Below are 21,815 nucleotides of genomic sequence, written 5' to 3'. Positions count from 1 at the left end.
CCCACTTTCTGCTGTGAACCGGCCGGTTTGACAGCAGAAAGTGGGACATGGTCGTTTCGGGGCCGTGGGCGGATGCCGGATGGCGGATGCCGGATGGCGGATGCCGTGGCATCCGCCGCCTGTGCCTGTGCCTGCACCTGTGCCTGTGCCTGTGCCTGTGCCTGTGCCTGCAGCATCCTCCCCCTGCTCCCCCACCCCCGACCATGTCCCAAAAACTGCTGTTACAGGGGCTGTTTGACCGCAGAAATTGGGACATGCCCTGCGAAAAGTGGGACATGCCCCGCAGAAAGTGGGACATGCATGCGGGCGCAGGCAGGGCGGCAGCAGGCAGGGCGGCAGCAGGCAGGCAGACCGGCGACACCGCCGGGCGACACCGCCCGGAGACAAACGAAGACCCCGGGGTGGAGCCCGGGGTCTTCGTGTAACAGCTTAGCGCTTAGAGCGAAGCCATGATCTCGCGCATGAGGTCAGCCGTCTCGGACGGCGTCTTGCCGACCTTGACGCCGGCGGCCTCGAGGGCCTCCTTCTTGGCCTGCGCGGTACCGGCCGAGCCGGAGACGATGGCGCCGGCGTGGCCCATGGTCTTGCCCTCGGGAGCGGTGAAGCCGGCCACATAGCCGACGACCGGCTTGGTGACGTTGGCCTTGATGAAGTCGGCGGCACGCTCCTCGGCGTCGCCACCGATCTCACCGATCATGACGATCGCCTTGGTCTCGGGGTCGGCCTCGAACGCGGCGAGCGCGTCGATGTGCGTGGTGCCGATGACCGGGTCGCCGCCGATGCCGATGGCGGTCGAGAAGCCGATCTCGCGCAGCTCGAACATCATCTGGTAGGTCAGGGTGCCCGACTTCGAGACGAGGCCGATCGGGCCCTTGCCGGCGATGTTGGCCGGGGTGATGCCGACCAGGCTCTCGCCGGGGGTGATGATGCCGGGGCAGTTCGGACCGATGATGCGGGTCTTGCCACCCTTCTCGATCGCGTAGGCCCATGCCTCGGCGGTGTCGCCGACGGGCACGCCCTCGGTGATCACGACGAGCAGCGGGATCTCGGCGTCGATGGCCTCGACCATGGCGTCCTTGGTGAACGCCGGTGGCACGAACGCGATCGACACGTCGGCGCCGGTCTGCTCCATCGCCTCGGCGACGGAGCCGAAGACGGGCAGCTCGACGGGGTTGCCGTCGGCGTCGGTGTGCAGCACGGTGGTGCCGGCCTTGCGGGCGTTGACGCCACCGACGACCTGGGTGCCGGCCTTCAGCATGAGGGCGGTGTGCTTGGTGCCCTCACCGCCGGTGATGCCCTGCACGATGACCTTGGAATCCTTGTTCAGGAAGATCGACATTCTCTATTCCTTCTCTCTGCGATTCCGGATCAGGCGTTCGCGAGCTCGGCGGCCTTGTCGGCGCCCTCGTCCATGGTCAGGGCCAGGGTGACGAGCGGGTGGTTCGCCTCACGGAGGATGGCGCGACCCTCCTCGACCTTGTTGCCGTCAAGGCGCACGACGAGCGGCTTGGATGCCGATGAGCCGAGCTCGGCGAGAGCGCCGACGATGCCCTTGGCGACGGCGTCGCACGCGGTGATGCCACCGAAGACGTTGACGAACACGCTCTTGACCTGCGGGTCGCCGAGGATGACGTCGAGGCCGGCGGCCATGACCTCGGCCGAGGCGCCACCTCCGATGTCGAGGAAGTTGGCGGGCTTGACGCCGCCGTGCTTCTCACCGGCGTAGGCGACGACGTCGAGGGTCGACATGACCAGACCGGCGCCGTTACCGATGACACCGACCTCGCCGTCGAGCTTGACGTAGTTGAGGTCGTTCTCCTTGGCCTTGGCCTCGAGCGGGTCCGCGGCATCCTTGTCTTCGAGCAGTGCGTGCCCGGGGTGACGGAAGTCGGCGTTCTCGTCGAGCGAGACCTTGCCGTCGAGGGCGATGATCTCGCCGTCCTCGGTGCGGACGAGCGGGTTCACCTCGACGAGCGTGGCGTCCTCGCCCTTGTAGACCTCGAACAGCTTGACGAAGACGTCGGCGACCTTCTCGACGAGGTCGGCGGGGAAGTTCGCCGCGCGGGCGATCTCGACGGCCTTGTCCTTGTCGATGCCCTTGATCGGGTCGACCTCGACGCGGGCCAGAGCCTCGGGCTTCTCGACGGCGAGCTGCTCGATCTCCATGCCACCCTCGACCGAGCACAGGCTCAGGTACGAGCGGTTCGCGCGGTCCAGCAGCACCGAGAAGTAGAACTCCTCAGCGATGCGGGCGCCGGCGGCGACCATGACGCGCTTGACGACGTGGCCCTTGATGTCGAGTCCGAGGATGGCCTTGGCCGCCTCGTACGCCTCGTCGGGGTTCTTGGCGACCTTCACGCCGCCGGCCTTGCCTCGACCACCGGTCTTGACCTGCGCCTTGACGACGACCACGCCGCCGAGCTTCTCGGCTGCCGCTTTCACCTCCTCAGGAGTGTCCGCGACGATACCGGCGAGCACCGGCACCCCGTACTTCTCGAAAAGGTCTCGTGCCTGGTACTCGTAGAGATCCACGTGCAGTCCTTCGCTGGTTGCGGCGGGTGGGACGCGACAAGAAAATGTCGGTTGTCGATTGATGATGAATCGACCCGATCCATCAGCCTACTACTCCCCGCTGAGTGCATGACCGAGGGCCCTCCCTGTCATCTCGCGGATTTTCACGGGCGCTGAGGGCGCGGAAGTTCTAGGCTTTCGCTATGCATGACAACGCCGATCAGCGCTCCGCCGTCGTCGCGGCTGCCCTGGAGCTGTTCCAGGAGCAGGATTTCGACCAGACCTCGGTCGAGCAGATCGCCAAGGCCGCCGGCGTCTCGCGGTCGACCTTCTTCCGCCAGTTCGGCGGCAAGGAGGATGTCGTGTTCGCCGATCACGAGGCGCTGCTCGATGACGTGCGCGGGTTCCTGCGTGAGCGGCACGAGAACCCCTGGCTCGCGGTGTGCGAGGCGTCGGAGCTGGTGTTCGCGCACTTCGCCCGCGATCCCGAGATGGCCAGGCGCCGGTACCAGATCGTGCGCGGCGTGCCCGTGCTTCGCGAGCGCGAGATCATCACGGTGTTCCGCTACGAGCGGCTCTTCGACGAGTACCTGCGTGAGGCCCTGCCCGGTGTCGACCCGTTGGATGCGGTGGGCTTCGCCGCGCTCGTCACAGCCGTGCACAACCATGTCTTGCGGCAGCTGCTGCGCAGCACGAAGGGTGTGCCCATCGCGGTGCTGCAGAAGGCATTGGCGGATGTGCGCCGTCGGTATGGCGTGCAGACGGATGCGGATGCCGCGGCATCCGCCCCGGATGACGTCGTCGTCGCCGTCTTCCCCCGCTCCATGCCGGTGGCTGAGATCTCCCGACGCCTGACCGCCGAACTCGACTGAAGAGACGCGTGAAACTGAGTCCCTCTTTGCGTGAAACCGGATGCCACGAGGAGTAGAGTCTCAGCATGACCAGCGCACCCTTCCCCGGTGAGAGCGTCGAGCGGTACGACGTGACCGCCCGCCGCGACAGCGACTACTACGCCGTCTTCGCCGACATCCCCGCCGACGACCAGGCCGCCTGGGATCGCGCCCGCGCCTATGTCGATGAGGTCGCCCCGCAGATGCGTGAGGCCTGGGATCGCGCCGAGTACCCGCTCGAGGCAGCCGCGAAGATGGGTGAATACGACCTGGTCGTCGACGGCATCGAGCACGCCGACCTGACCCGCCTGTCGCCTCTCGCCGCGGGCCTGGTCAACATGGAGATCTCGCGCGGCGACGGCTCGCTCGGCACGATCCTCGCCGTACAGGGCGGTCTGGCCCTGCGCACTCTCGCCCTCTTCGGCAGTCCCGCTCAGCAGGAGCGCTGGCTGAAGCCGGTGGCGGATGCCACAGTGCTGGCATCCTTCGCGCTCACCGAACCCGATCACGGCTCGGACTCCGTCTCGCTCGAGACCACTGCCCGCCGAGACGGAGACGAGTGGGTCATCCGGGGCGCGAAGAAGTGGATCGGCAACGGCGCCTCCGGCGGCATCACCTTCGTCTGGGCGCGCGTCGACGACGAGGGCGCCGACGACCACGGCGCCGTGCGCTGCTTCCTCGTCGAACAGTCGACGCCCGGCTACGAGGGCACCGTGATCACGGGCAAGGGCTCGCTGCGCGGCATCCATCAGGCGCACATCCGACTCGACGACGTGCGCGTGCCCGCCGAAGCCGTGCTGCCGGGCACGAAGACCTTCAAGGACGCCTCGACGGTGCTGTACGCGACCCGGTCGGGTGTGGCCTGGTCTGCTCTCGGCCATGCCACCGCCTGCTACGAGGCCGCACTGTCGTATGCCCTGCAGCGCGTGCAGTTCGGCAAGCCGCTGGCGAAGTTCCAGATGGTGCAGGAGCGCCTCACCCACATGCTCGAAGACCTCACGGCCATGCAGCTGTACTGCCGTCGCCTGGCCGACCTCGAACAGGCGGGTCAGCTGCGGCCGACGCAGGCCTCACTGGCGAAGTTCCACAACACCCGCGCTGCCCGACGGGTCGCGCAGACCGCGCGCGATCTGCTCGGCGGCAACGGCATCCTGCTCGAGAACGGCGTCATCCAGCACATGGCCGATATCGAGGCGATCCACACCTACGAGGGCACCGAAAGCGTGCAGGCGCTGCTGCTCGGGCGCGACATCACCGGAATGAGTGCCTTCGCCTGAGCCGCAGCCGCACGGCGCCCTGATGGCTCAGTCGCAGCCGCACCCGCCGGAGGGAGTGCGCGTCATGAAGCAGACGTCGCAGACGCCGTAGTCGCGCTCTTCGACCTTGGTGGCCTTGGGCGCCTTGGGCGCGGCGGGGGTGCGCGGCGCGGCGGCGCGCTTGGGCTTTGCGCCCGGCGCCGGCGCGAACTCGCTGGGCTGCAGCACGTACAGGTAGGGCGGGCGGCCCTCGCTCGGGCGCATCGGCATGCGCGTCGAGCCGTACACGATGACTTCGCCCTCGGTGAATCCGTTGATGTAGGTGCGTCCGATGTGCAGGGCTGCTCCCTCGCCACGGCGGATCGCTTCGATGTAGCGACCACGATCGATGTAGGAGGCGATGCCGATCGCATCGGTGACGGCGGTGATGAACGCGTGGTTCTGCTCCGCGATGCGGTGCGCGCGCAGCGCTTCCGCGAGGGTTCGGTAGGGACGGGAGGTGCCGGTGGGGGTGGGCCCCTGTACTTCAGTCATCACCCTCAAGGATCTCACGCCACGGACCCCGCCGCCGCCCCGTCCACCGGCAGCGAGCGCAGGGCGTGGAAGACTGACGACATGGCGCGGGCGACGATCATCGGCAGTGGGCCGAACGGTCTCGCAGCGGCCGTGACGCTCGCCCGCGCCGGGTATCAGGTGCGGGTGCTCGAAGCCGCCTCCGGCGTCGGGGGTGGCGTGCGCAGCGAGGCGTCAACGCTCCCCGGATTCGTGCATGATGTCGGCTCGGCGGTGCATCCGGCGGCATACTCCTCGCCCTTCTTCACGGCCTTCGGTCTGCGGGAGCGTGTCGAATGGATCATGCCCGAAGCGGCATATGCTCATCCGCTTGACGGTGGACGGGCAGCGATCGCTTGGCAGGATCTCGACCGGACGGTCGATGGGCTCGGCGCGGACGGGCGAGCGTGGCGTCGGCTGCTCGAGCCGCTGAGCTCTCACCTCGATGGTGTGCTGGACTTCACCGGGTCGTCGCTGCTGCGTGTGCCGCGGCATCCCGTGACGGCAGCACGCTTCGGCTGGCGCGTGCTGCAGCAGGGCACACGCCGGGCGGCGCACACCTTTCGCCATGAGCCGGCGGCGGCACTGTTGGCCGGCGTCGTCGCGCACGCGAACACCGCACTCCCCTCGCTCTCCTCCGCGGCGGCGGGGCTGCTGCTGGCCGCCCATGCGCACGCAGACGGGTGGGTGTACCCCCGTGGCGGCGCCCAGGCGATCGCCGACGCCCTGCGCACCGATCTGGAGGCGCACGGCGGATCTATGGAGACCAACACCCCTGTGCGTGATCTGGGCGCGCTCGAGTGGGGCGATGCTGCACGGGGCGATGTGTTGCTGTTGAACACCTCGCCGCGCCTCGCGCTCACCCTTCCCGGAGTTCCCGGCCGCTACGCGCGCGCCCTGCGCCGCTTTCGCTACGGCGCCGGCGCGGCGAAGGTGGACTTCGCTCTCGACGGCCCGGTGCCGTGGGCGAACCCGGACGTTCGCCTCGCGCCGACCGTGCATCTGGGCGGCACACGGGCCGAGGTGTGGGCGAGCGAGAACGCGGTGGCGGCAGGCCGGGTGAGCGCAGAGCCCTATGTGCTCGCCGTGCAGCCGTCGGTGTGCGACGACACCCGTGCCCCGGCTGGCAAGCACACGCTGTGGGCCTATCTGCACGTGCCTGCGGGCTCACCTCTCGACCCGACCGAGCCGGTGATCCGGCAGGTGGAACGCTTCGCTCCCGGCTTCCGCGACCGCATCCTCGCCTCTCATGCCGTGCCCGCCTCGGCGCGCGAGGCGATCAATCCGGCGTCGATCGGCGGCGACATCTTCGGCGGGGCCTTCACGCTGCGTCAGGCGGTACGGCGCCCGGTAGCGAGCAGGGAACCCTGGCGGACGCCGATGCCCGGCGTGTATCTGGCATCCGCTTCCACTCCCCCCGGCCCCGGCGTGAACGGCATGGCTGGGTGGCACGCGGCGCGCACGGTGTTGTCGGATGCCGAGCTGCCGGCCCGCCTGCCTGACGTCTTCTGAGACCTCCGCACGGTGTTCTCGCTGTCGGCGTTCTGGCGCGCGCGGCGGAGGCGCACCAGGATGGAGACATGTACGAGATCCCCGCGCCGATGCTGGCGAAGGCCGCCGCCACCATTCCCGACCCGGCGAAGAAGCCGATGCTGTTCGAACCGAAGTGGGACGGCTTCCGCGGACTCGTCGCGTGGGATGGAGAGACGCTCGAGATCGGCTCACGGGGCGCGAAGCCGCTGACCCGCTACTTCCCCGAGCTGGTGGAGCAGCTCGCCGAGATCCTCCCCGGCCCCTGCCTGCTCGACGGTGAGATCGTCGTGGCCACAGGACCGGCAGGCGCGCAGCGCCTGGACTGGGAGGCGCTGAGCCAGCGGATCCACCCGGCGGCGTCGCGCGTCGCGAAGCTCGCCGCCGAGACGCCGGCGATGTTCATCGCCTTCGATCTCCTCGCCGAGGGCGACGAAGACCTGCAGCCGCTCCCCTTCGGCGAACGACGCCGGCGCCTGGAGCAGCTGCTGTCGGACGCGCGTTCCCCGTTGCACCTGACCCGCACGACCGAAGATCGCGATACCGCCGAGCGCTGGCTGGCGGAGTTCGAGGGGGCCGGACTCGACGGCGTGGTCGCCAAGCCGCTCGGTGACCCCTACGCCCCGGGCAAGCGGACGCTGATCAAGATCAAGCATGCGCGCACCGCCGACGTGGTCGCCCTCGGCTACCGCGTGCACAAGCGCGGATCCGGTGTCGGCTCGCTGCTGGTGGGACTGTACGACGCGGACGGCGAACTGCGCCAGGTGGGCGGTGTCGCCGCGTGGAGCGATGCGATGCGGCAGCAGTTGGTGGAGGATCTCGCGCCCCTCGTCGAACGGGATGCCGACGGACAGGCCGTGACCGGCGCCGGTGAGCGCTCCCGGTTCACCGGCGCGAAAGATGTGTCGTTCGTGCGGCTGCGCCCCGAACGGGTGTTGGAGGTGCGCTACGACCAGTTGGAGGGTGCGCGCTTCCGTCACACGGTGCAGTTCGCACGGTGGCGCCCCGACCGCGACGCGCGCTCGTGCACGTACGACCAACTCGACACGGTCGCCGGTTACGACCTCGCGGACGTCCTCAGCTGACGATCACGCGTCAACCGGTGTGCCGTCGTCGTTCCAGTTCGCGGCGACGCGCTTGCTCGGTTGCACGCGCGGCGGCTCCCCCGGCATCTTCGGAAACTCGGGTGGGAACGACAGCTCTCCGAGACCGTCGGCCACATCCCGCTCCCACCACTGGAGCAGGGTGTCGATGCGCCCAGGAGCATCCTGCATCTGCGCCCACGGGTCGCCGATCTCGGCGAGTCGGCGCGGGATGCTGCGCACGGTGAACCGTGCGGGGTCGAGGTTGTCGAGTTCTTCCCACTCGATCGGCGTCGACACCGGGGCGCCCGGCAGCGCCCGGGGACTGTAGGCGCCAGCCATGGTGCGGTCACGGTTGGCCTGGTTGAAGTCGACGAAGATGCGCTCCCCGCGTTCTTCCTTCCACCAGTTCATGGTCACTCTGTCGGGCATCCACCGTTCCAGCTCGCGGCCTGCGGCGATCACCGCATGGCGCACCGTGAGGAACTCCCACTCGGGAACGATCGGGGCGAAGACGTGCAGGCCGCGGTTGCCGCTGGTCTTGATGAAGGCCTCGAGCCCGGCCTCGCGCAGCACAGAGCGCAACTCGTGGGCGGCCGCGACGGCCTCGACGATGCCCGTGCCCGGCTGCGGATCCAGGTCGATGCGCAGCTCAACCGGGTTGTCGGTGTTCGAGGCGAGCGATGCCCACGGGTGGAACACGAGGGTGTTCATCTGTACCGCCCAGACGACCGCGCTCGGGCGCCGCAGCACGATCTGCGGGTGCGAGCGACCGCTGTTGTAGGTGACCGTCACGGCGTCGACGTAGTCGGGTGTGCCCTTGGGCGGGTTCTTCGAGAAGAACCCGGCACTGCCGATGCCGTCACGGAAACGTTCCAGCGACACGGGGCGCTCCCCGTTCGCCGCGAGGAACGGCACCGAGACCTGCTGCACGTAGTCGGCGTACTCCGCCTTCGTGATGCCGTCACCGCCGTCGACCGGCCAGATGACTTTATTCGGGCTCGACAGCGCCACCTGCTGCTCGCCGTCAGGGTCGGCGACGGTCAACACCACACGTTCAGATGCCATGCTCTGACCCTAGGGCGTGCGGCGAGCGCGTTCCAGATTGCTGACGCGTCGCGCTCAGTTCTCGGCGTCGATGTCGACGGCGAGAACCATCACGGGGGCGAGGGCGTCGCGCTCGACGATGAGCGACGGGCCGGCGACGTCGATGAGCACACCGGAGATCTCGCTGTGCGTCTTGAGCAGCCCCGCGAGACGCTCCGGCGTGAACGGCATCGGCCGGTCGCCGCGCCCGGTCGCGACGATCTCGAGCGGGTGGGAGAACAGCTGGAGCAGCCGGCGCCCGTCGGTGGTGCGGGCCTCGGCGATGCCGACCGGCTGTCCGCCAGTGCCGTCGTTGACAGCCACCCACATCGGCGTGCGGGCAAGGGCCTCGGCGACGCGCGTCGCGGTGCCCTCGTCTCGGGGCGCGGCGACCAGCGACTTGATGGTCATCTGCTCATCGCCCTGCTCGAGCGCCTTCTGCAGCAGCTCGGTCGGCAGCACGGCGCGGTGCGGGGCTGAGGAGTTGTCGAGGATGACGCCGGTGAAGCCGCCCGAGACGACCTGGCGGTACACCACGGTCGCCGGTTGTGCGATGGCCGAGGTCTCGGCGGCCTCCTGCGGATCGGTGACCGAGGCGCGCAGCGCCTTGCCCGAGCTGTAGGCGAGCATGAACGAACGGTCGCCGTCTCGGATGACACCGACGGAGAGGTTGGTGCCGTCGCTGAGCTGCTGGCGGGCGTCGCCGTGCACGCGCAGATACAGGTGCCCCTGGAGTGACTGGCGCATGACGCCGAGGAGCTGCTCGTTGGTGGCGCCCTCGGCGAGCTGGGCGAGAGCCTCGCGCAGCAGCACGTTGTCGTTCAGGCCCTTGATGGTGTGGGTCTGCTCGGGGGGCAGTGCCGGTGCGAAGGGCAGCGTGACGGGCCCGTCGGGTCGCACGGCGGCGGCGGTGGGCAGGTTCGGTCGCGCGGGCGCGGCGGAGGCCGTAGACGCGGATGCCCCAGGCGCGGCGGATGCCGCCGGCGGAGCGCTCTGCTCGGCATCGGGCAACGCGACCTCGGGGCCCGCATCGGCTCCGACGCCACGGAATGCCTGCACCGAGATTGCGACGGTCGGCACCGCCTCGTCGGCGGCCGCATCTGGAGCGGCCGTCGGTTCCACCTCGGCCGTCGCCTCATCAGACGGGACGGCGTCGTCGGACTTCTTGCGGCGAGAGAACAGGGCCATATGTGTCAGCCTAAACCTCCGCTCGACGCCACCGACGCCGTGCGGCCTCAGAGCTTGACGATCGGCGCGATCTTGATGAGCAGCTTCTTCTGTCCGGCGGAGTCGAAGCGCACGTGCGCGATGCGCTTGGCGCCCTCGCCGGTCACCGCTTCGATGCGCCCCTCACCGAAGTCGTCGTGTCGGATGCGGTCACCGGCAGTGAGCTCGAGGTCGCCGTTGTCGCGCACCTTGGCGGTGACTTTGTTGGGGAACTTGTCCATGGAGGTGGACAGCGGCTTGAGCTGGTCTCGGCCGGGAAGCGGCTTGACGCCGAAGCGATCTCGGCCGCCGCCGAATCCGCCGCCGGGGCGCGCGTTCAGGGCGCGCGACTGCATGCCGCCCCGCGAGTTCACGTCGCCAGGCGACTGGCGCCAGTCGATGAGGTCGGCGGGGATCTCCTGCAGGAACCGGCTGGGCATCGCCACCGACACCTCGCCGAACTGCGCGCGTGTCATCGCCAACGACAAGTGCAGGCGCTTGCGGGCACGCGTGATGCCGACGTAGAACAACCGACGCTCCTCCTGCGGGCCGCCGGGCTCGCCCGCCGAGATCCGGTGCGGGATGAGGTCTTCTTCGACACCGGTGACGAACACGGCGTCGTACTCAAGGCCCTTAGCGGTGTGCATGGTCATCAGTGACACGGAGCCCGACTCGTCATCGAGGTCATCGGCATCCGACACCAGGGCGACCTCGGTGAGGAAGTCGACCAGCGTGCCCTCGGGGTTGTTGCGCGCGAAGTCCCTGGCGACGGCGACGAACTCGTCGAGGTTTTCCAACCGCGCCTCGTCTTGCGGGTCGCGGCTCGCGCGGAGCGACTCGTAGTAGCCGCTCTTCTCGAGCAGCACGGTGAGCCCTTCTGCCACCGAGGTCGCCGAGGGGATCTCCCCCGAGGCTGGCTGCATGATCGCGGTCGCCTCGGCGAGCACCGCGTCCAGGCGCGCGATGGCCGCCCGGATCTTGGGCCCGACGCCGAGCTGGCTCGGGTGGGCGAGCGCGTCGCGGAACGACAGGCCGTGCTCTTCGGCGAAACGGGCGATCGACGTCTCGGTGACGTCGCCGATGCCACGGCGCGGCTTGTTGAGGATGCGCCGCACCGACATGTCGTCGGCAGGATTCGACACCGCGACGAGGTAGGCGAGCGCGTCTTTGATCTCGGCGCGCTCGTAGAACTTCGTGCCGCCCATGATCTTGTACGGCACGGCGGCACGGATGAAGATCTCTTCCAGTGCGCGGGACTGCGAGTTCGTCCGATAGAACACGGCCATCTCGGAGTAGGGCATCCCTGCCCGGCGCAGCGCCTCGACCTCATCGGCGACGAACTGGGCCTCATCGTGCTGCGAGTAGCCGGTGAAGCCGACGATCCTGTCACCGGCGCCCTTATCGCTCCACAGGTTCTTCGCCTTGCGGTCGAAGTTGTTGCCGATGACGGCGTTGGCAGCCGAGAGGATGTTCTGCGTCGACCGGTAATTCTGCTCGAGCAGCACCACCTGCGCGCCGGGGAAATCGCGTTCGAACTCGCTGATGTTGCGGATGTCCGCGCCGCGGAATGCGTAGATCGACTGGTCGGAGTCACCGACGACGGTGAGCGACGCCCCCGGCTCCGCCGGCGCAGTCTCGGGTTCGAAGATCATCATGCCGTTCGAGGCATACGGATCGGGCGCGGCCGCAGAGACCGGCCGCGTGAGCTCGTGGATCAAGGCGTACTGTGCGTGGTTGGTGTCTTGGTACTCGTCGACGAGGATGTGGCGGAAGCGGCGCCGGTAGGTGTCGGCGACCTGCGGGAACGCGCGGAACAGGAAGACCGTCTGGGCGATGAGGTCATCGAAGTCGAAGGCGTTGGCCTTCTGCAGTGCCCGCTGGTAGTCGGTGAACACGTCGACGAAGATGCGCTCGGCGGGGTCGCTCATGTTCGCCTGGCGGGCGTAGCCCTCGGCATCGGTCAGCTCGTTCTTGAGCTTGGAGATGCGCGACTGCACCGAAGAGGGGGTCATGCCGAACGCATCGGCCTCGTGTTCTTTGACCAGGCGCTTGATGAGAGCGCGCGAGTCGCCGGAGTCGTAGATCGTGAACGACTTCGTGAAGCCGAACTGTTCGGCCTCACGCCGCAGGATGCGCACGCACGCCGAGTGGAACGTCGAGATCCACATGCCCCGCGCGGCTTCACCGACGAGACCCTCCACCCGCTCGCGCATCTCACCCGCGGCCTTATTGGTGAACGTGATCGCGAGGATCTGACTGGGCCACGCCTCGCGCTGGCGCAGCAGCAGGGCGATGCGCCGGGTGAGCACGCTCGTCTTTCCCGAGCCGGCGCCGGCGACGATGAGCAGTGCTGGGCCACGGTAGGTGACGGCCGCCAGCTGCTGCGGGTTCAGTCCGGCGAGGAGGTCGCCAGCGCCTGTCGGGCCGGCGGACGGGGGGACGATGAGAGGTGCTTCGGTCATGGCCTTATGAGTCTAGGCCGGGCCTCCGACGCCGGGTACGCTCGAAGGATCACCGGAGGAGGTCCCCATGATCACCGAAGTGAACGAGAAGGACTGCCACGCCCTGCTCAGCTCGACCACGGTCGGTCGGCTCGGCTTCGTGCAGGACGGACGGGTACTCGTCATCCCCGTGAACTACGTGCTCGACGGGTCGGACGTCGTCATCCGCACCGCACCGGACGGGCTGCTCAGCGGGCTGTCGTCCAGCCGCGAGGTGGTCGCGTTCGAGGTCGACCATCATGACGACCTCGGCGGCAGCGGGTGGAGCGTGCTGCTCAATGGCCCGGTCACCGAGATGACCGCCGAGGAAGTGGATGCCATCCCCGGCACGCGCCGCGCGAGACCGTGGGCCGGGGGCGACCGCAGTCTGGCGCTGCGCCTGCATCCGGAGTCCGTCAGCGGACGCCGCGTGCATCGCGACCGCGGCTGAACCCCCGGCGTCTTCCCGGCGACGGGTGGGAGAATCGCCTCATGCGCACGATCCTCAACATCATCTGGGTCATCTTCGCCGGGTGGGCTCTGTTCCTCGGTTACGTCGTCGCCGGCATCCTGCTGTGCATCCCGATCATCACGATCCCGTGGGCGATCGCGTCATTCCGCATCGCCGGGTACGCGTTCTGGCCGTTCGGGCGCGAGATCGTCGACAAGCCCCGTTCCGGGGTGTTCTCGTTCATCGGCAACGTGATCTGGGTCGTGCTCGCGGGCTGGTGGCTGGCGATCGGTCACATCCTCACCGGTGTGGCGCTGTGCATCACGATCATCGGCATCCCGATGGCGATCGCGAACTTCAAGCTGATCCCCGTGTCGCTGATGCCGCTCGGCAAAGAGATCGTCTCGACGCGTCGCGGCGCGTTCGACCGGGCGCTCTGATCCGCCCCGCCGCTACGCGATCCGCGTTCCAGGCGGCAGGCGACGCGCTGGCGTGCGCGTGCGCGCCCAGGCCCCCGCGAACAGGCCACCGGCGAGAACGACCTGGATGGCCAGACCGACGAACCAACTCGGCACGCTGTCGGCGACCGCCTCTTCGGGGGTCAGGCCGCCCTGCTCCCCGATGTTGCAGTCATCCCACCGCTGCTCCACCGGCGGATACTGCGCCATGCGCACGCCGGTCTTGATCGTCCCGAACATGTCGACGGGGTATCCGTCCGAGAACTCCACCGGCGTGGCATCCGCGAGGACGACGAACGGATTGGCGGCGAGGAATCCCCAGACGTAGTCGTAGCGCGGCACCTCGTAGGGGTACTCTTCCCACTCGTCGCAGATCGGCTCTCCGGTGACCTGGTCATAGGGCCGGGTATAGCTGATCGCCTCGGTACGCACGACGGCGCCACCCAGACCGAACGCGATGAGGGTGCCCACCACGAGAGCGGCGACGACGAGATAGGTGGCGGCGACCGAGAACAGCGGGCGTGCGAGCAGGCCGCTCAGCCCCACCCCGAGTGCCGCGACGATCACGATCTCGGCCGCCAGGATGCCGATCGATACGAGCACCATCGGCAGGCTGACACCGCCGCCGAGCATGCCGATGAACAGGAACGGCAAGGCGACGAGCAGGAAGGCGCCGCCTGTCGCGATGGCCGCGAGCAGTTTGCCGAGCATGATGTCGCCGGTGGATGCCATCGTGACCTGCACCGGCGCGAGCGTCGCCGCATCGCGGTCGCCGTTGATCGCGTTGCCGCTGAGCGCGGGTGAGACGAGCACGACGAGCAGGAGGACGAAGTTGACGATGACCGAGTAGACGCCGGCTCCGGCCTGGGGAACGAAGGAGAACGCCAGAAACGAGAGGACGGTGATGATCAGCAGCAACAGAGCGAAGACGCCGAGCATGACGTACCAGCCGACACTGCGCAGCCGCTGCGTCAGTTCGAGCCGGGCGATGGTGGCGATGCGCGTGGCGTTCATGATGCGCTCCCCTCAGAGGGCGACGGATGCCGCAGCGACATGAACGTGCTCTCCAAAGCGCTCTGCGCGGGCGCGAACTCCAGCACGGGTGCGCCGGCGGCGACGAGGCGGCGCAGCGCGTCGACCGCCGCGTGGTCATCGACGAAGTGCACGATCGCGTCGCCCCGATCGGATGCCACCTGCGCGGGATCCAGTCCGAGCGCGGTCGACACGATGAGCGCGGCAGCCGAAGGCGCGGATACCTCGGCTCCGGCTTCCTGCGCGGCGGCGAGGCGCACCCGGTACGTGCGGCCCGCGGGGGCCGCTCCCGGATCGACCACCGATCCGGCCACGAGGAACACGGCCCCGTCGATGACTTCTTCGAGTTCTGCAAGCACATGGCTGGAGATGAGCACCGTGCAGCCCTCATCGGCCAGGCGTCGCAGCAGTACCCGCAGCTGCACGCGCGCTTCAGGGTCGAGGCCCGATGCCGGTTCGTCGAGCAGCAGCACCTGCGGGTTGTGCACGAGGGCCCGCGCCAGGCCGAGTTTCTGCTTCTGCCCGCGAGAGAGCACACGGGCCGGCGAGCCGGCCAGGTCATCAAGGCCAACCAGGCGGAGCAGCTCGTCGGCCCGCGTGGTGGCCTCGGCGACGCTCATGTCGTGCAGCCGCGCGGTGGTGACGATGCTCTCGCGGGCGGTGAGGGAGGGCCAGGCGCCGAGGGCATCCGGCATCCATCCGAGCAGGCGTCGCGCGTCGCGCGGCGCGGCGATCGGGTCGACGTCTCCGATCCGAATCTCGCCGCGATCTGGCGCCAGCAGCGATGCCAGCATCAGCAGCAGCGTGGTCTTGCCCGCTCCGTTCGGGCCTACGAGACCCGTGATCTTGCCTGCGGGGGCCTCGAAGGTGGCGTCACTCACCGCGTGCACCGACCCGAAAGACCGCCCGACCCCCCTGGCGACGATTCCGCTCATGGCGCGAGCCTATCGACGGCACGCGCAGTGCTCGGGGATGTCAGGCGGGCGGGTCGCCGCGGAAGAACGCCACCCCGAGATCGGGGTGATCGACGAACACCCCGTCGACACCGCTGCGCGCGATCGCCGCCCACTCGGATTCGTAGTCGCCGAGGGCGGCCTTGCCACCTGCGCCGCGGAACTCCGCGTCGAGGAAGGCGTTCTCGGGTCGCGCGGTCCAGGTGAAGACGCGCAGGCCGCGCGCGTGGGCATCGGCGACGAGCGTCGAGCCCTTCGCCAGCAGCATCCGCTTGCTGACACTGATGCCGTCGACGTGCCCGACGAGCGCATCCAGCCCACGCGGGGTGACGGTGTCCTTGTAGCTGGGAGCCGAGCGCCCGTGAGCGGCGACGAGATCGTAAGGTTTGCCCGAGGCCTCGATGAGATAGATGAAGGATGCCGCGATCCCCCGCTCACGCAACCGCCCGAGAATGGTCGACTCGAACGACTCGATGATCAGCGGTTGCGCACCGTCGGCCCAGCCTGCTGCGCGCAGGTCGCGCTCGATGAGCGGGGCGAGGTCGAGGCCGATCTCACGGAAGTACGTGGCGTGCTTGATCTCGAGCACGACGCCGATCTCGCGGCCGTGCTCGATGGACCCGTCGCGCACCAGGTCGAGCAGTTCGGGCAGCCGCATGATCGGCTGGGCGTCGTCGAAGCTCGCGCTCGACGGGCGCAGCTTGGGCAACCGCTCGCGGCTGTGCAGGGTGGCGAGTTCATCCCAGGTGAAGTCTTCGGTGAACCAGCCGGTGAGGGCGACACCGTCGACCTTTTTCGTCGTGCGGCGGTCGGCGAATTCCGGATGCTGGGCCACGTCGGTCGTTCCCGAGATCTCGTTCTCGTGGCGGATGACGAGCACGCCGTCCTTGGTCGCGACGATGTCGGGCTCGACGGCATCCACCCCCATCGCGAGGGCCAGCTCATACGACGACCTGCTGTGCTCAGGACGGTATCCGGGGGCGCCGCGATGACCGATGACGAGAGGGGTTTTGCGGGGCACGCTCACAGCGTAAAGCACCCCGCTCATAGGGTCTCCCGGGTATCGTTGAGGAAAGCGATGACCGACCCCTCAGGAGTGAGGCCACCCATGAGCAACTTCGCATTCAACAATCCGGCGTTCCAGCAGCAGGATCCGCGCAACGTCGCCACCTACCCGGGTACGTCGCAGGGTCAGTACGCCCCGCCGCCCGCGGCCGCCGCCTCCGCTGCCCACGCGGGCATGGATGCCGCCGCCAACGCGCAGCTGGAGGGCATGTACGCCGCACCGTCCGCAGGCGCCATCGAGACCGACCGGATGACGATCGAGGACACGATCTGGAAGACCGTAGGGCTGTTCGCGGTTCTGCTCGTCACCGCCGTCGCCGGCTGGATCTGGACGGCCACGAGCTACGTCAACTCCGGCGGCCAGGCCGACATGACGCCGTGGATCGTGGGCGCTCTCGGCGGTTTCGTGCTCGCCATGGTCGTCACGTTCACCTCTCGCAAGAAGGTGCGCCCGGCGCTCATCTGGGCCTACGCAGCTTTCGAGGGTCTCTTCGTCGGCGCCATCTCGGCCTACTTCGAGATCATCTGGCCCGGCGTGGTCATGCAGGCGACCCTCGCGACCTTCGCCGTCGTCGGTGTCACCCTCGCACTCTTCGCCAGTGGCAAGGTGCGCGCCAGCGCCAAGATGACCAAGATCGTCATGATCGCGATGTTCGGCTACCTCGCATTCTCGGTGCTCAACCTCATCCTCATGTGGACCGGTGTCCTGCCCCAGGGTCAGGCCTTCGGCCTCTACAGCGCCTCGATCGCCGGCATCCCGCTCGGTCTCATCATTGGCATCCTGGTGGTCTTCATGGCCGCCTACTCGCTGGTCATGGACTTCGACCAGATCCAGCAGGGTGTGCGTAACGGCGCCCCCCGCAAGTACGGCTGGCTTGGCGCCTTCGGCATCATGGTGACGGTCGTCTGGCTCTACGTCGAGATCCTGCGCATCCTCGCGATTCTGCGCGGCAGCGACTGATTCCGCACGACAAAGGCCGCTTTTCCTTCGGGAAGAGCGGCCTTTGTGTTTGCTATGCCACATTTCCGACACGCCCACAAGGGTCTGGCGCGAGCGGAACGTTTCCTGAATGCTATGGACGCGGCAAACCCGCCGCATGGACACACAGATCGGAGACTCCACCATGAGCTTCCTCGGATTCCTTCTTCTCGGCCTCATCGCAGGCGCGATCGCCAAGCTGATCCTGCCCGGCAAGCAGGGCGGCGGCTGGTTCATCACGCTGATCCTCGGTGTCGTCGGTGCACTTCTCGGCGGCCGGCTGGGCAGCCTGCTCTTCAACGTGGAGCTGGGTTCGTTCTTCAACCTGACCACGTGGCTGCTTGCCATCGGCGGTTCGATCGTCGTGCTGCTGATCTACGGCCTCGTTGCCGGTCGCGGCAGCAAGAGCTGACCGCTCCGCTCGCAGGCGCGCCCCGGGGATCTCTCCCGGGGCGCGCCTTTTGCTGTCTCGCGGCGCGTACGCGCCTCTAGGCTCGTGTCGTGACCGCCGCATCCGACCTGTCCGCCGCGATCCGCCGTGGACTGCGCGAGATCGCCGATCCCGCACTGGCGCCTGGGCAGCAGGCGTACATGAAGTCGAAGATGCCGTTTCTCGGTGTCCGCGTGCCCGTCGTGCGCCAGACGGTGCGGACGTTGGCGAAGGGCGATCAGGATGCCGAGGTGCTGCAGGCGGCAGCTCTGGAACTCTGGCGCGGCGCGACGCACCGCGAGGAACGGTATGCGGCCCTGGCGGTCATGGCGCTGCGCCCGGTGCGTGGGCGGCGATCGACGCTGCCCGTGCACGAGGAGATGATCCGCACCGGCGCGTGGTGGGATTTCGTCGATGAGGCGTCGCACCGGCTGCGTGAGCTGTTGGATGCGGATGCACGCGTCGGCGAGGAGATGCGCGCGTGGTCGCGGGCCGACGACATGTGGATGCGGCGGGCGTCGATCATCTGTCAGCTCGGGCGCCGCGGCGACACCGACCTGGACCTGCTGAGCACGGCGATCACCGCGAACGTCGATGATCCGGAATTCTTCATCCGCAAGGCGATCGGATGGGCGCTGCGCGATTACGCCCGTCATGATCCGGACTGGGTGCGGGCGTTCGTCGCGTCGCATCCACTGTCGCCGCTGTCGCGACGGGAGGCGTTGAAGCAACTGGAGTAGCGCATCGTGTTCGAATGTCGGTGGCTCATGCAACGATGAAGCATGGAACTTTTCACCGAGGTTGAAGCGCAGCTCGAGGTGCTGCGCAGCGTGCTCGGTGACGACGATGCGACGCCGCTGTCCGCCCATCTCGCGGCGCTCGATGACGCGGCCGTGCTCCGGGCGCTCGAGGCGTCGAGCTCGCTCATCCGCGTCGCGCAAGGCGTGCAACTGGTCGCTTCTGGCGTCGTGGCCCGCCGGTCCGAGCGCGCATCCGGGCACGGTGGGCTCGCGCAGGCGCGGGGTCATCGTGGGGCAGTGACCCTGGTGCAAGCGATCACCGGCGGCAGCCGCGCAGAGGCGGCACGGACGGTGCGGGTCGGCGAGTCACTGATGCTCGGGTCGGCGACGGATGCTCCGGTATCGGCTTCCAACCAGTCCGACGCCCCCGCGGCGCAGCCAGGCGCAGCGCCAGCGGCGCGGGTGTGGCACGCCGTCATCGACGACGCGGTCGTGTGCTCTGTGCTCACGCCGGCGCAGCATGACGCGATCCGGCGCGGTCTCGGTGAGCCCCCTGAGCCAACGGGCGTGGGTGACAGCCGCGCGGGCTCAGCGCAATGCACAGAAGCTGAGGCGCTGGCAGCCGCCGCGCGCGAGGCTTGGGCAGTCGCGGCAGCAGAGCTCGTCACCGAAGCCGGACGGTGTACCGTCGAGGAGCTCGCGCGCACAGCACGGACGATTCGCGACCGGCTCGATCCCGAAGGCGCCGAAGCGCGCTTCCTCGCGCGGTACGAGGCGCGCTCGTTTCGCATGTGGACGGATGCCGACGGCATCCACCGCGGCAGCCTGGTGTTCGACGACGAGGCCGCCCTCTGGGTGCGCACCATCGTCGACAGCGCGCTACGGCCACGACGCGGTGGACCGCGATTCGTCGATCCGGATGAGTCCGCGCAGGCAACCGACCTCGCCGACGAGCCGCGGAGCAACGATCAACTCGCCTACGACCTCATGCTCGACGTACTGCGGGCGGGAGCGCTGGCCGACGCCGAGACGGTGTTCGGTACCCGCCAGGCGGGCGTTCGAGTGGTGCGTGTCGTGGCGTCCGATAATAGCGAGACCAGCGACCGAGCAGGCACGCACGGTCACGCCGAAGACGGCCTGACGTTTCTGCCCGGCGCGACCGTGGATCAGCGCGTGTGCGAGACCGGAGTGGTCTCACTGACCGTCAATGGCCGCGGGAACCCACTGGATGTCGGACGCGAGCAGCGGCTATTCACCCCGAGACAGCGTGTTGCTTTGGCCGCGCGCGACGGCGGATGCCGGTGGCCGCAGTGCGACCGGCCCGCCTCCTACTGCGAGGCGCACCACACTGTGGCGTGGTCAGACGGCGGGCGCACAGACGTCGACGACGGCATCCTGCTCTGCCGACACCACCACATGAATCTGCACCACCACGGGTGGTGGATCACCCGGCTCGCTCACCCCCATCGCCAGGGCCGCGACCGGGAAGAGCCCGCGGGCGCCGACTACCGACTGCATCACCCGTCCGGAACGACGATCGACCTGCACCCGCGACTCGCCCTGCGCTACGCCTGGGGTGACATCGATCCACCTCCGCCGCGCTTCCGCCCGGCCGCCTGAGGGACGTCGGGCTCTCCCGGAACGCGGGAGAGCGGAGGCTGCACGAGGGCGGCGATCAACGGCGAGCCGGCGATTCCAGCGCGGTGCGCATCACGTCGGCCAAGGCTGACATCGCCGCCGCATCGCTCCACACCCTCGCCGAGCCGTACGCCTGCTCAGCCAGTCGGGCATGCGCCTGCTCGTCGGTCAGCAGCATCCGCAATGCCTCGGCAAGTGCCGCCTCGTCACCGTCAGCGACGAGCACGCCGCCACCCCCGGCCAGAATGTCACCAGGGCCGAACCGCACGTCATACGACACCACCGGCACCCCGGCAGCCAACGCCTCGACGATCGAGAGGCCCTGCCCTTCGAATGCGGTCGACGTCACGAACACCGACGCACGGGCGAGCACACCGGCAGGATCCGCCGTCCGCCCGCGCAAGTGCACCCGATCACCGACGCCCAGCTCTGCGATCAGCGCCGCGAGCCGCTCGCGTTCCGGTCCATCACCCCAGATTTCGAACACGGCGCCCGGCACGTCGGCGGCGACGAAGGCACGGATGCTATGATCCAGCCGCTTTCCGGCCGCCAGACGCGAGACGCTGATCACCAGCCCGGGCTCGCGCTCCGGCGCGACCACGTCCGCGGCCGTTTCATCGGAGCCGCGATGCGGCATCTCGACACCGTTCGGTGCCACGAGATTCCTCGCCCCGGAACCGAAACGCGCCGCGACCGCATCCCGCTGCGACCGCGTGGGCCACACCACCGCGTCGAAGCGGTCCGACAGAACGAACCACCGCGTCCACAGGGCATTCACGGGCGCATCCGGCGTGTACGGCGGCTCGAGGTGCATGGTGTGGATCATGTGCACGATGCGCACGCCGGGGCGCGACCAACCGGCCAACAGTTCACCGAGCTGCCGCGACTCACAGATGACGACGACCGGCCGCGCCGACTCCGCCGCCAGCCACGACAGCCAGGCGCGATAAAGCGCCCCAAACCCCGGCAGCGAACCCACGACGGCACCGCGCTCATCGAACACGTCGACCGCGGCACGCGACAGATGCCAGTCCGGGTCGCCTGCGATCACCGGAAGCGCGAGGAAAGGGCGGCCCTGCGGGTCGGACAGCACCCGTCGTCCGACAGTGGGGTCCGCATCGGCAGGCGCATCGGCATCGGCATCGGCATCAGCATCAGCGCCAGCCGCATCCACGGCATCCTGCAGCCACGGCGCCGCTCCCCCGCCGGGCGCTACCGCCTCGTCGAACAGATTGCGCAGCGGCACCTCGGCGGGCAGCATCCCTCGGCGAGCGAACTCCTCGCGGTGCGCGTCGTGCGCGGCAGCATCCGCCGGGTCGACGGTCAGCAGCTGGACATCCGCCCCACGCGCCGCCATCTGCCGGGCGCGCGCGACGGTCGCGATCGTGTACCCGCCGTCGAGGTCGGGCACCAGCCGGCTCGACAGCACGAGATACGCCGCATCCGGAAAGAATCCGGACACGGCGTCCTCTGTCA

General features: G+C 68.7%; 20 protein-coding genes. 10 read left to right on the top strand and 10 right to left on the bottom strand.

The features are described from left to right. Window positions 1–436: 436 nt before the first annotated feature. Together sucD and sucC are read right to left on the bottom strand one after the other, a co-directional pair. Window positions 437–1,339, bottom strand: a complete 903-nt coding sequence (sucD, locus tag WDU93_RS03815; RefSeq protein ID WP_337317700.1) for a succinate--CoA ligase subunit alpha — start codon at window positions 1,337–1,339, stop codon at window positions 437–439. Between the two features lie 29 nt (window positions 1,340–1,368). Next, on the bottom strand, window positions 1,369–2,532 hold the full coding sequence (gene sucC, locus WDU93_RS03810) for an ADP-forming succinate--CoA ligase subunit beta (RefSeq protein ID WP_337317698.1): 1,164 nt from the start codon (window positions 2,530–2,532) through the stop codon (window positions 1,369–1,371). A 182-nt stretch (window positions 2,533–2,714) separates the two neighbouring features. On the opposite strand from sucC, the gene WDU93_RS03805 reads away from it, so the two are divergent. After that, complete coding sequence (locus WDU93_RS03805; RefSeq protein ID WP_337317696.1) at window positions 2,715–3,383, top strand: TetR/AcrR family transcriptional regulator; 669 nt, start codon at window positions 2,715–2,717, stop codon at window positions 3,381–3,383. Between the two features lie 65 nt (window positions 3,384–3,448). Continuing rightward, window positions 3,449–4,678, top strand: coding sequence for an acyl-CoA dehydrogenase family protein (locus WDU93_RS03800; RefSeq protein WP_337317694.1), 1,230 nt, complete (start codon window positions 3,449–3,451; stop codon window positions 4,676–4,678). Between the two features lie 27 nt (window positions 4,679–4,705). Here the strand turns inward: WDU93_RS03800 and WDU93_RS03795 are convergent, their stop codons facing one another. After that, complete coding sequence (locus WDU93_RS03795) at window positions 4,706–5,191, bottom strand: hypothetical protein (protein WP_337317692.1); 486 nt, start codon at window positions 5,189–5,191, stop codon at window positions 4,706–4,708. A gap of 81 nt (window positions 5,192–5,272) precedes the next feature. Between WDU93_RS03795 and WDU93_RS03790 the strand changes: the two genes are divergently transcribed. Then, complete coding sequence (locus tag WDU93_RS03790) at window positions 5,273–6,721, top strand: phytoene desaturase family protein (RefSeq protein WP_337317689.1); 1,449 nt, start codon at window positions 5,273–5,275, stop codon at window positions 6,719–6,721. 68 nt (window positions 6,722–6,789) lie between these two features. Beyond that, complete coding sequence (locus WDU93_RS03785) at window positions 6,790–7,824, top strand: ATP-dependent DNA ligase (RefSeq protein ID WP_337317687.1); 1,035 nt, start codon at window positions 6,790–6,792, stop codon at window positions 7,822–7,824. Window positions 7,825–7,827: 3 nt separating this feature from the next. Here WDU93_RS03785 and ligD read toward each other — a convergent pair whose 3' ends face one another. The 3 genes from ligD to WDU93_RS03770 are packed head-to-tail and all read right to left on the bottom strand — an operon-like array spanning window position 7,828 to window position 12,575. Next, a complete protein-coding gene (gene ligD / locus WDU93_RS03780) occupies window positions 7,828–8,889 on the bottom strand; it encodes a non-homologous end-joining DNA ligase (RefSeq protein WP_337317685.1) in 1,062 nt (353 codons plus the stop codon). A gap of 54 nt (window positions 8,890–8,943) precedes the next feature. Then, window positions 8,944–10,095: an SseB family protein gene (locus tag WDU93_RS03775; protein WP_337317683.1), complete on the bottom strand. Its 1,152-nt coding sequence runs from the start codon at window positions 10,093–10,095 to the stop codon at window positions 8,944–8,946. A gap of 47 nt (window positions 10,096–10,142) precedes the next feature. Continuing rightward, window positions 10,143–12,575: an ATP-dependent helicase gene (locus tag WDU93_RS03770; protein ID WP_337317681.1), complete on the bottom strand. Its 2,433-nt coding sequence runs from the start codon at window positions 12,573–12,575 to the stop codon at window positions 10,143–10,145. A gap of 67 nt (window positions 12,576–12,642) precedes the next feature. Here WDU93_RS03770 and WDU93_RS03765 point away from each other — a divergent pair, with 67 nt between their 5' ends. Beyond that, complete coding sequence (locus tag WDU93_RS03765; RefSeq protein WP_337317678.1) at window positions 12,643–13,044, top strand: pyridoxamine 5'-phosphate oxidase family protein; 402 nt, start codon at window positions 12,643–12,645, stop codon at window positions 13,042–13,044. Between the two features lie 41 nt (window positions 13,045–13,085). Continuing rightward, a complete protein-coding gene (locus WDU93_RS03760) occupies window positions 13,086–13,484 on the top strand; it encodes a YccF domain-containing protein (protein WP_337317676.1) in 399 nt (132 codons plus the stop codon). A gap of 12 nt (window positions 13,485–13,496) precedes the next feature. Here WDU93_RS03760 and WDU93_RS03755 read toward each other — a convergent pair whose 3' ends face one another. From WDU93_RS03755 to WDU93_RS03745, 3 genes are read right to left on the bottom strand one after another with little or no spacing between them, the layout of a single operon-like run. Next, window positions 13,497–14,516: an ABC transporter permease gene (locus WDU93_RS03755; protein ID WP_337317673.1), complete on the bottom strand. Its 1,020-nt coding sequence runs from the start codon at window positions 14,514–14,516 to the stop codon at window positions 13,497–13,499. Further along, window positions 14,513–15,469: an ABC transporter ATP-binding protein gene (locus WDU93_RS03750; RefSeq protein ID WP_337317670.1), complete on the bottom strand. Its 957-nt coding sequence runs from the start codon at window positions 15,467–15,469 to the stop codon at window positions 14,513–14,515. Before WDU93_RS03750 ends, WDU93_RS03755 begins: the two co-directional genes overlap by 4 nt. A gap of 40 nt (window positions 15,470–15,509) precedes the next feature. After that, a complete protein-coding gene (locus WDU93_RS03745; protein WP_337317668.1) occupies window positions 15,510–16,508 on the bottom strand; it encodes a glycerophosphodiester phosphodiesterase family protein in 999 nt (332 codons plus the stop codon). Between the two features lie 87 nt (window positions 16,509–16,595). Here WDU93_RS03745 and WDU93_RS03740 point away from each other — a divergent pair, with 87 nt between their 5' ends. The 4 genes from WDU93_RS03740 to WDU93_RS03725 all read left to right on the top strand — a co-directional run bounded on the left by WDU93_RS03740 (window position 16,596) and on the right by WDU93_RS03725 (window position 20,321). Next, window positions 16,596–17,513 (top strand): Bax inhibitor-1/YccA family protein, encoded by a 918-nt coding sequence (locus WDU93_RS03740; RefSeq protein WP_337317666.1) that lies wholly within the window; start codon window positions 16,596–16,598, stop codon window positions 17,511–17,513. A gap of 163 nt (window positions 17,514–17,676) precedes the next feature. Then, a complete protein-coding gene (locus tag WDU93_RS03735; protein WP_337318086.1) occupies window positions 17,677–17,943 on the top strand; it encodes a GlsB/YeaQ/YmgE family stress response membrane protein in 267 nt (88 codons plus the stop codon). Between the two features lie 89 nt (window positions 17,944–18,032). Continuing rightward, window positions 18,033–18,701 (top strand): DNA alkylation repair protein, encoded by a 669-nt coding sequence (locus tag WDU93_RS03730; protein ID WP_337317663.1) that lies wholly within the window; start codon window positions 18,033–18,035, stop codon window positions 18,699–18,701. Between the two features lie 42 nt (window positions 18,702–18,743). Continuing rightward, window positions 18,744–20,321 carry an HNH endonuclease signature motif containing protein gene (locus WDU93_RS03725; protein ID WP_337317660.1) on the top strand — a complete coding sequence of 526 codons (1,578 nt, stop codon included), beginning with the start codon at window positions 18,744–18,746 and terminating at the stop codon, window positions 20,319–20,321. A gap of 55 nt (window positions 20,322–20,376) precedes the next feature. Here the strand turns inward: WDU93_RS03725 and WDU93_RS03720 are convergent, their stop codons facing one another. Further along, window positions 20,377–21,801, bottom strand: a complete 1,425-nt coding sequence (locus tag WDU93_RS03720; RefSeq protein WP_337317657.1) for a glycosyltransferase — start codon at window positions 21,799–21,801, stop codon at window positions 20,377–20,379. Between the last annotated feature and the right edge of the window lie 14 nt (window positions 21,802–21,815).

This window comes from Microbacterium istanbulense (assembly GCF_037204145.1).
In the GTDB taxonomy this organism is placed as follows: domain Bacteria; phylum Actinomycetota; class Actinomycetes; order Actinomycetales; family Microbacteriaceae; genus Microbacterium; species Microbacterium istanbulense.
This window is presented reverse-complemented; position numbering and strand designations above follow the sequence as displayed.

Coding starts and splice junctions, on each gene's coding strand:
- sucD (WP_337317700.1), bottom strand. CDS start 1,339: ATGTCGATCTTCCTGAACAAGGATTCCAAGGTCATCGTGCAGGGCATC.
- WDU93_RS03805 (WP_337317696.1), top strand. CDS start 2,715: ATGCATGACAACGCCGATCAGCGCTCCGCCGTCGTCGCGGCTGCCCTG.
- WDU93_RS03800 (WP_337317694.1), top strand. CDS start 3,449: ATGACCAGCGCACCCTTCCCCGGTGAGAGCGTCGAGCGGTACGACGTG.
- WDU93_RS03795 (WP_337317692.1), bottom strand. CDS start 5,191: ATGACTGAAGTACAGGGGCCCACCCCCACCGGCACCTCCCGTCCCTAC.
- WDU93_RS03790 (WP_337317689.1), top strand. CDS start 5,273: ATGGCGCGGGCGACGATCATCGGCAGTGGGCCGAACGGTCTCGCAGCG.
- WDU93_RS03785 (WP_337317687.1), top strand. CDS start 6,790: ATGTACGAGATCCCCGCGCCGATGCTGGCGAAGGCCGCCGCCACCATT.
- ligD (WP_337317685.1), bottom strand. CDS start 8,889: ATGGCATCTGAACGTGTGGTGTTGACCGTCGCCGACCCTGACGGCGAG.
- WDU93_RS03775 (WP_337317683.1), bottom strand. CDS start 10,095: ATGGCCCTGTTCTCTCGCCGCAAGAAGTCCGACGACGCCGTCCCGTCT.
- WDU93_RS03770 (WP_337317681.1), bottom strand. CDS start 12,575: ATGACCGAAGCACCTCTCATCGTCCCCCCGTCCGCCGGCCCGACAGGC.
- WDU93_RS03765 (WP_337317678.1), top strand. CDS start 12,643: ATGATCACCGAAGTGAACGAGAAGGACTGCCACGCCCTGCTCAGCTCG.
- WDU93_RS03760 (WP_337317676.1), top strand. CDS start 13,086: ATGCGCACGATCCTCAACATCATCTGGGTCATCTTCGCCGGGTGGGCT.
- WDU93_RS03755 (WP_337317673.1), bottom strand. CDS start 14,516: ATGAACGCCACGCGCATCGCCACCATCGCCCGGCTCGAACTGACGCAG.
- WDU93_RS03750 (WP_337317670.1), bottom strand. CDS start 15,469: ATGAGCGGAATCGTCGCCAGGGGGGTCGGGCGGTCTTTCGGGTCGGTG.
- WDU93_RS03740 (WP_337317666.1), top strand. CDS start 16,596: ATGAGCAACTTCGCATTCAACAATCCGGCGTTCCAGCAGCAGGATCCG.
- WDU93_RS03735 (WP_337318086.1), top strand. CDS start 17,677: ATGAGCTTCCTCGGATTCCTTCTTCTCGGCCTCATCGCAGGCGCGATC.
- WDU93_RS03725 (WP_337317660.1), top strand. CDS start 18,744: ATGGAACTTTTCACCGAGGTTGAAGCGCAGCTCGAGGTGCTGCGCAGC.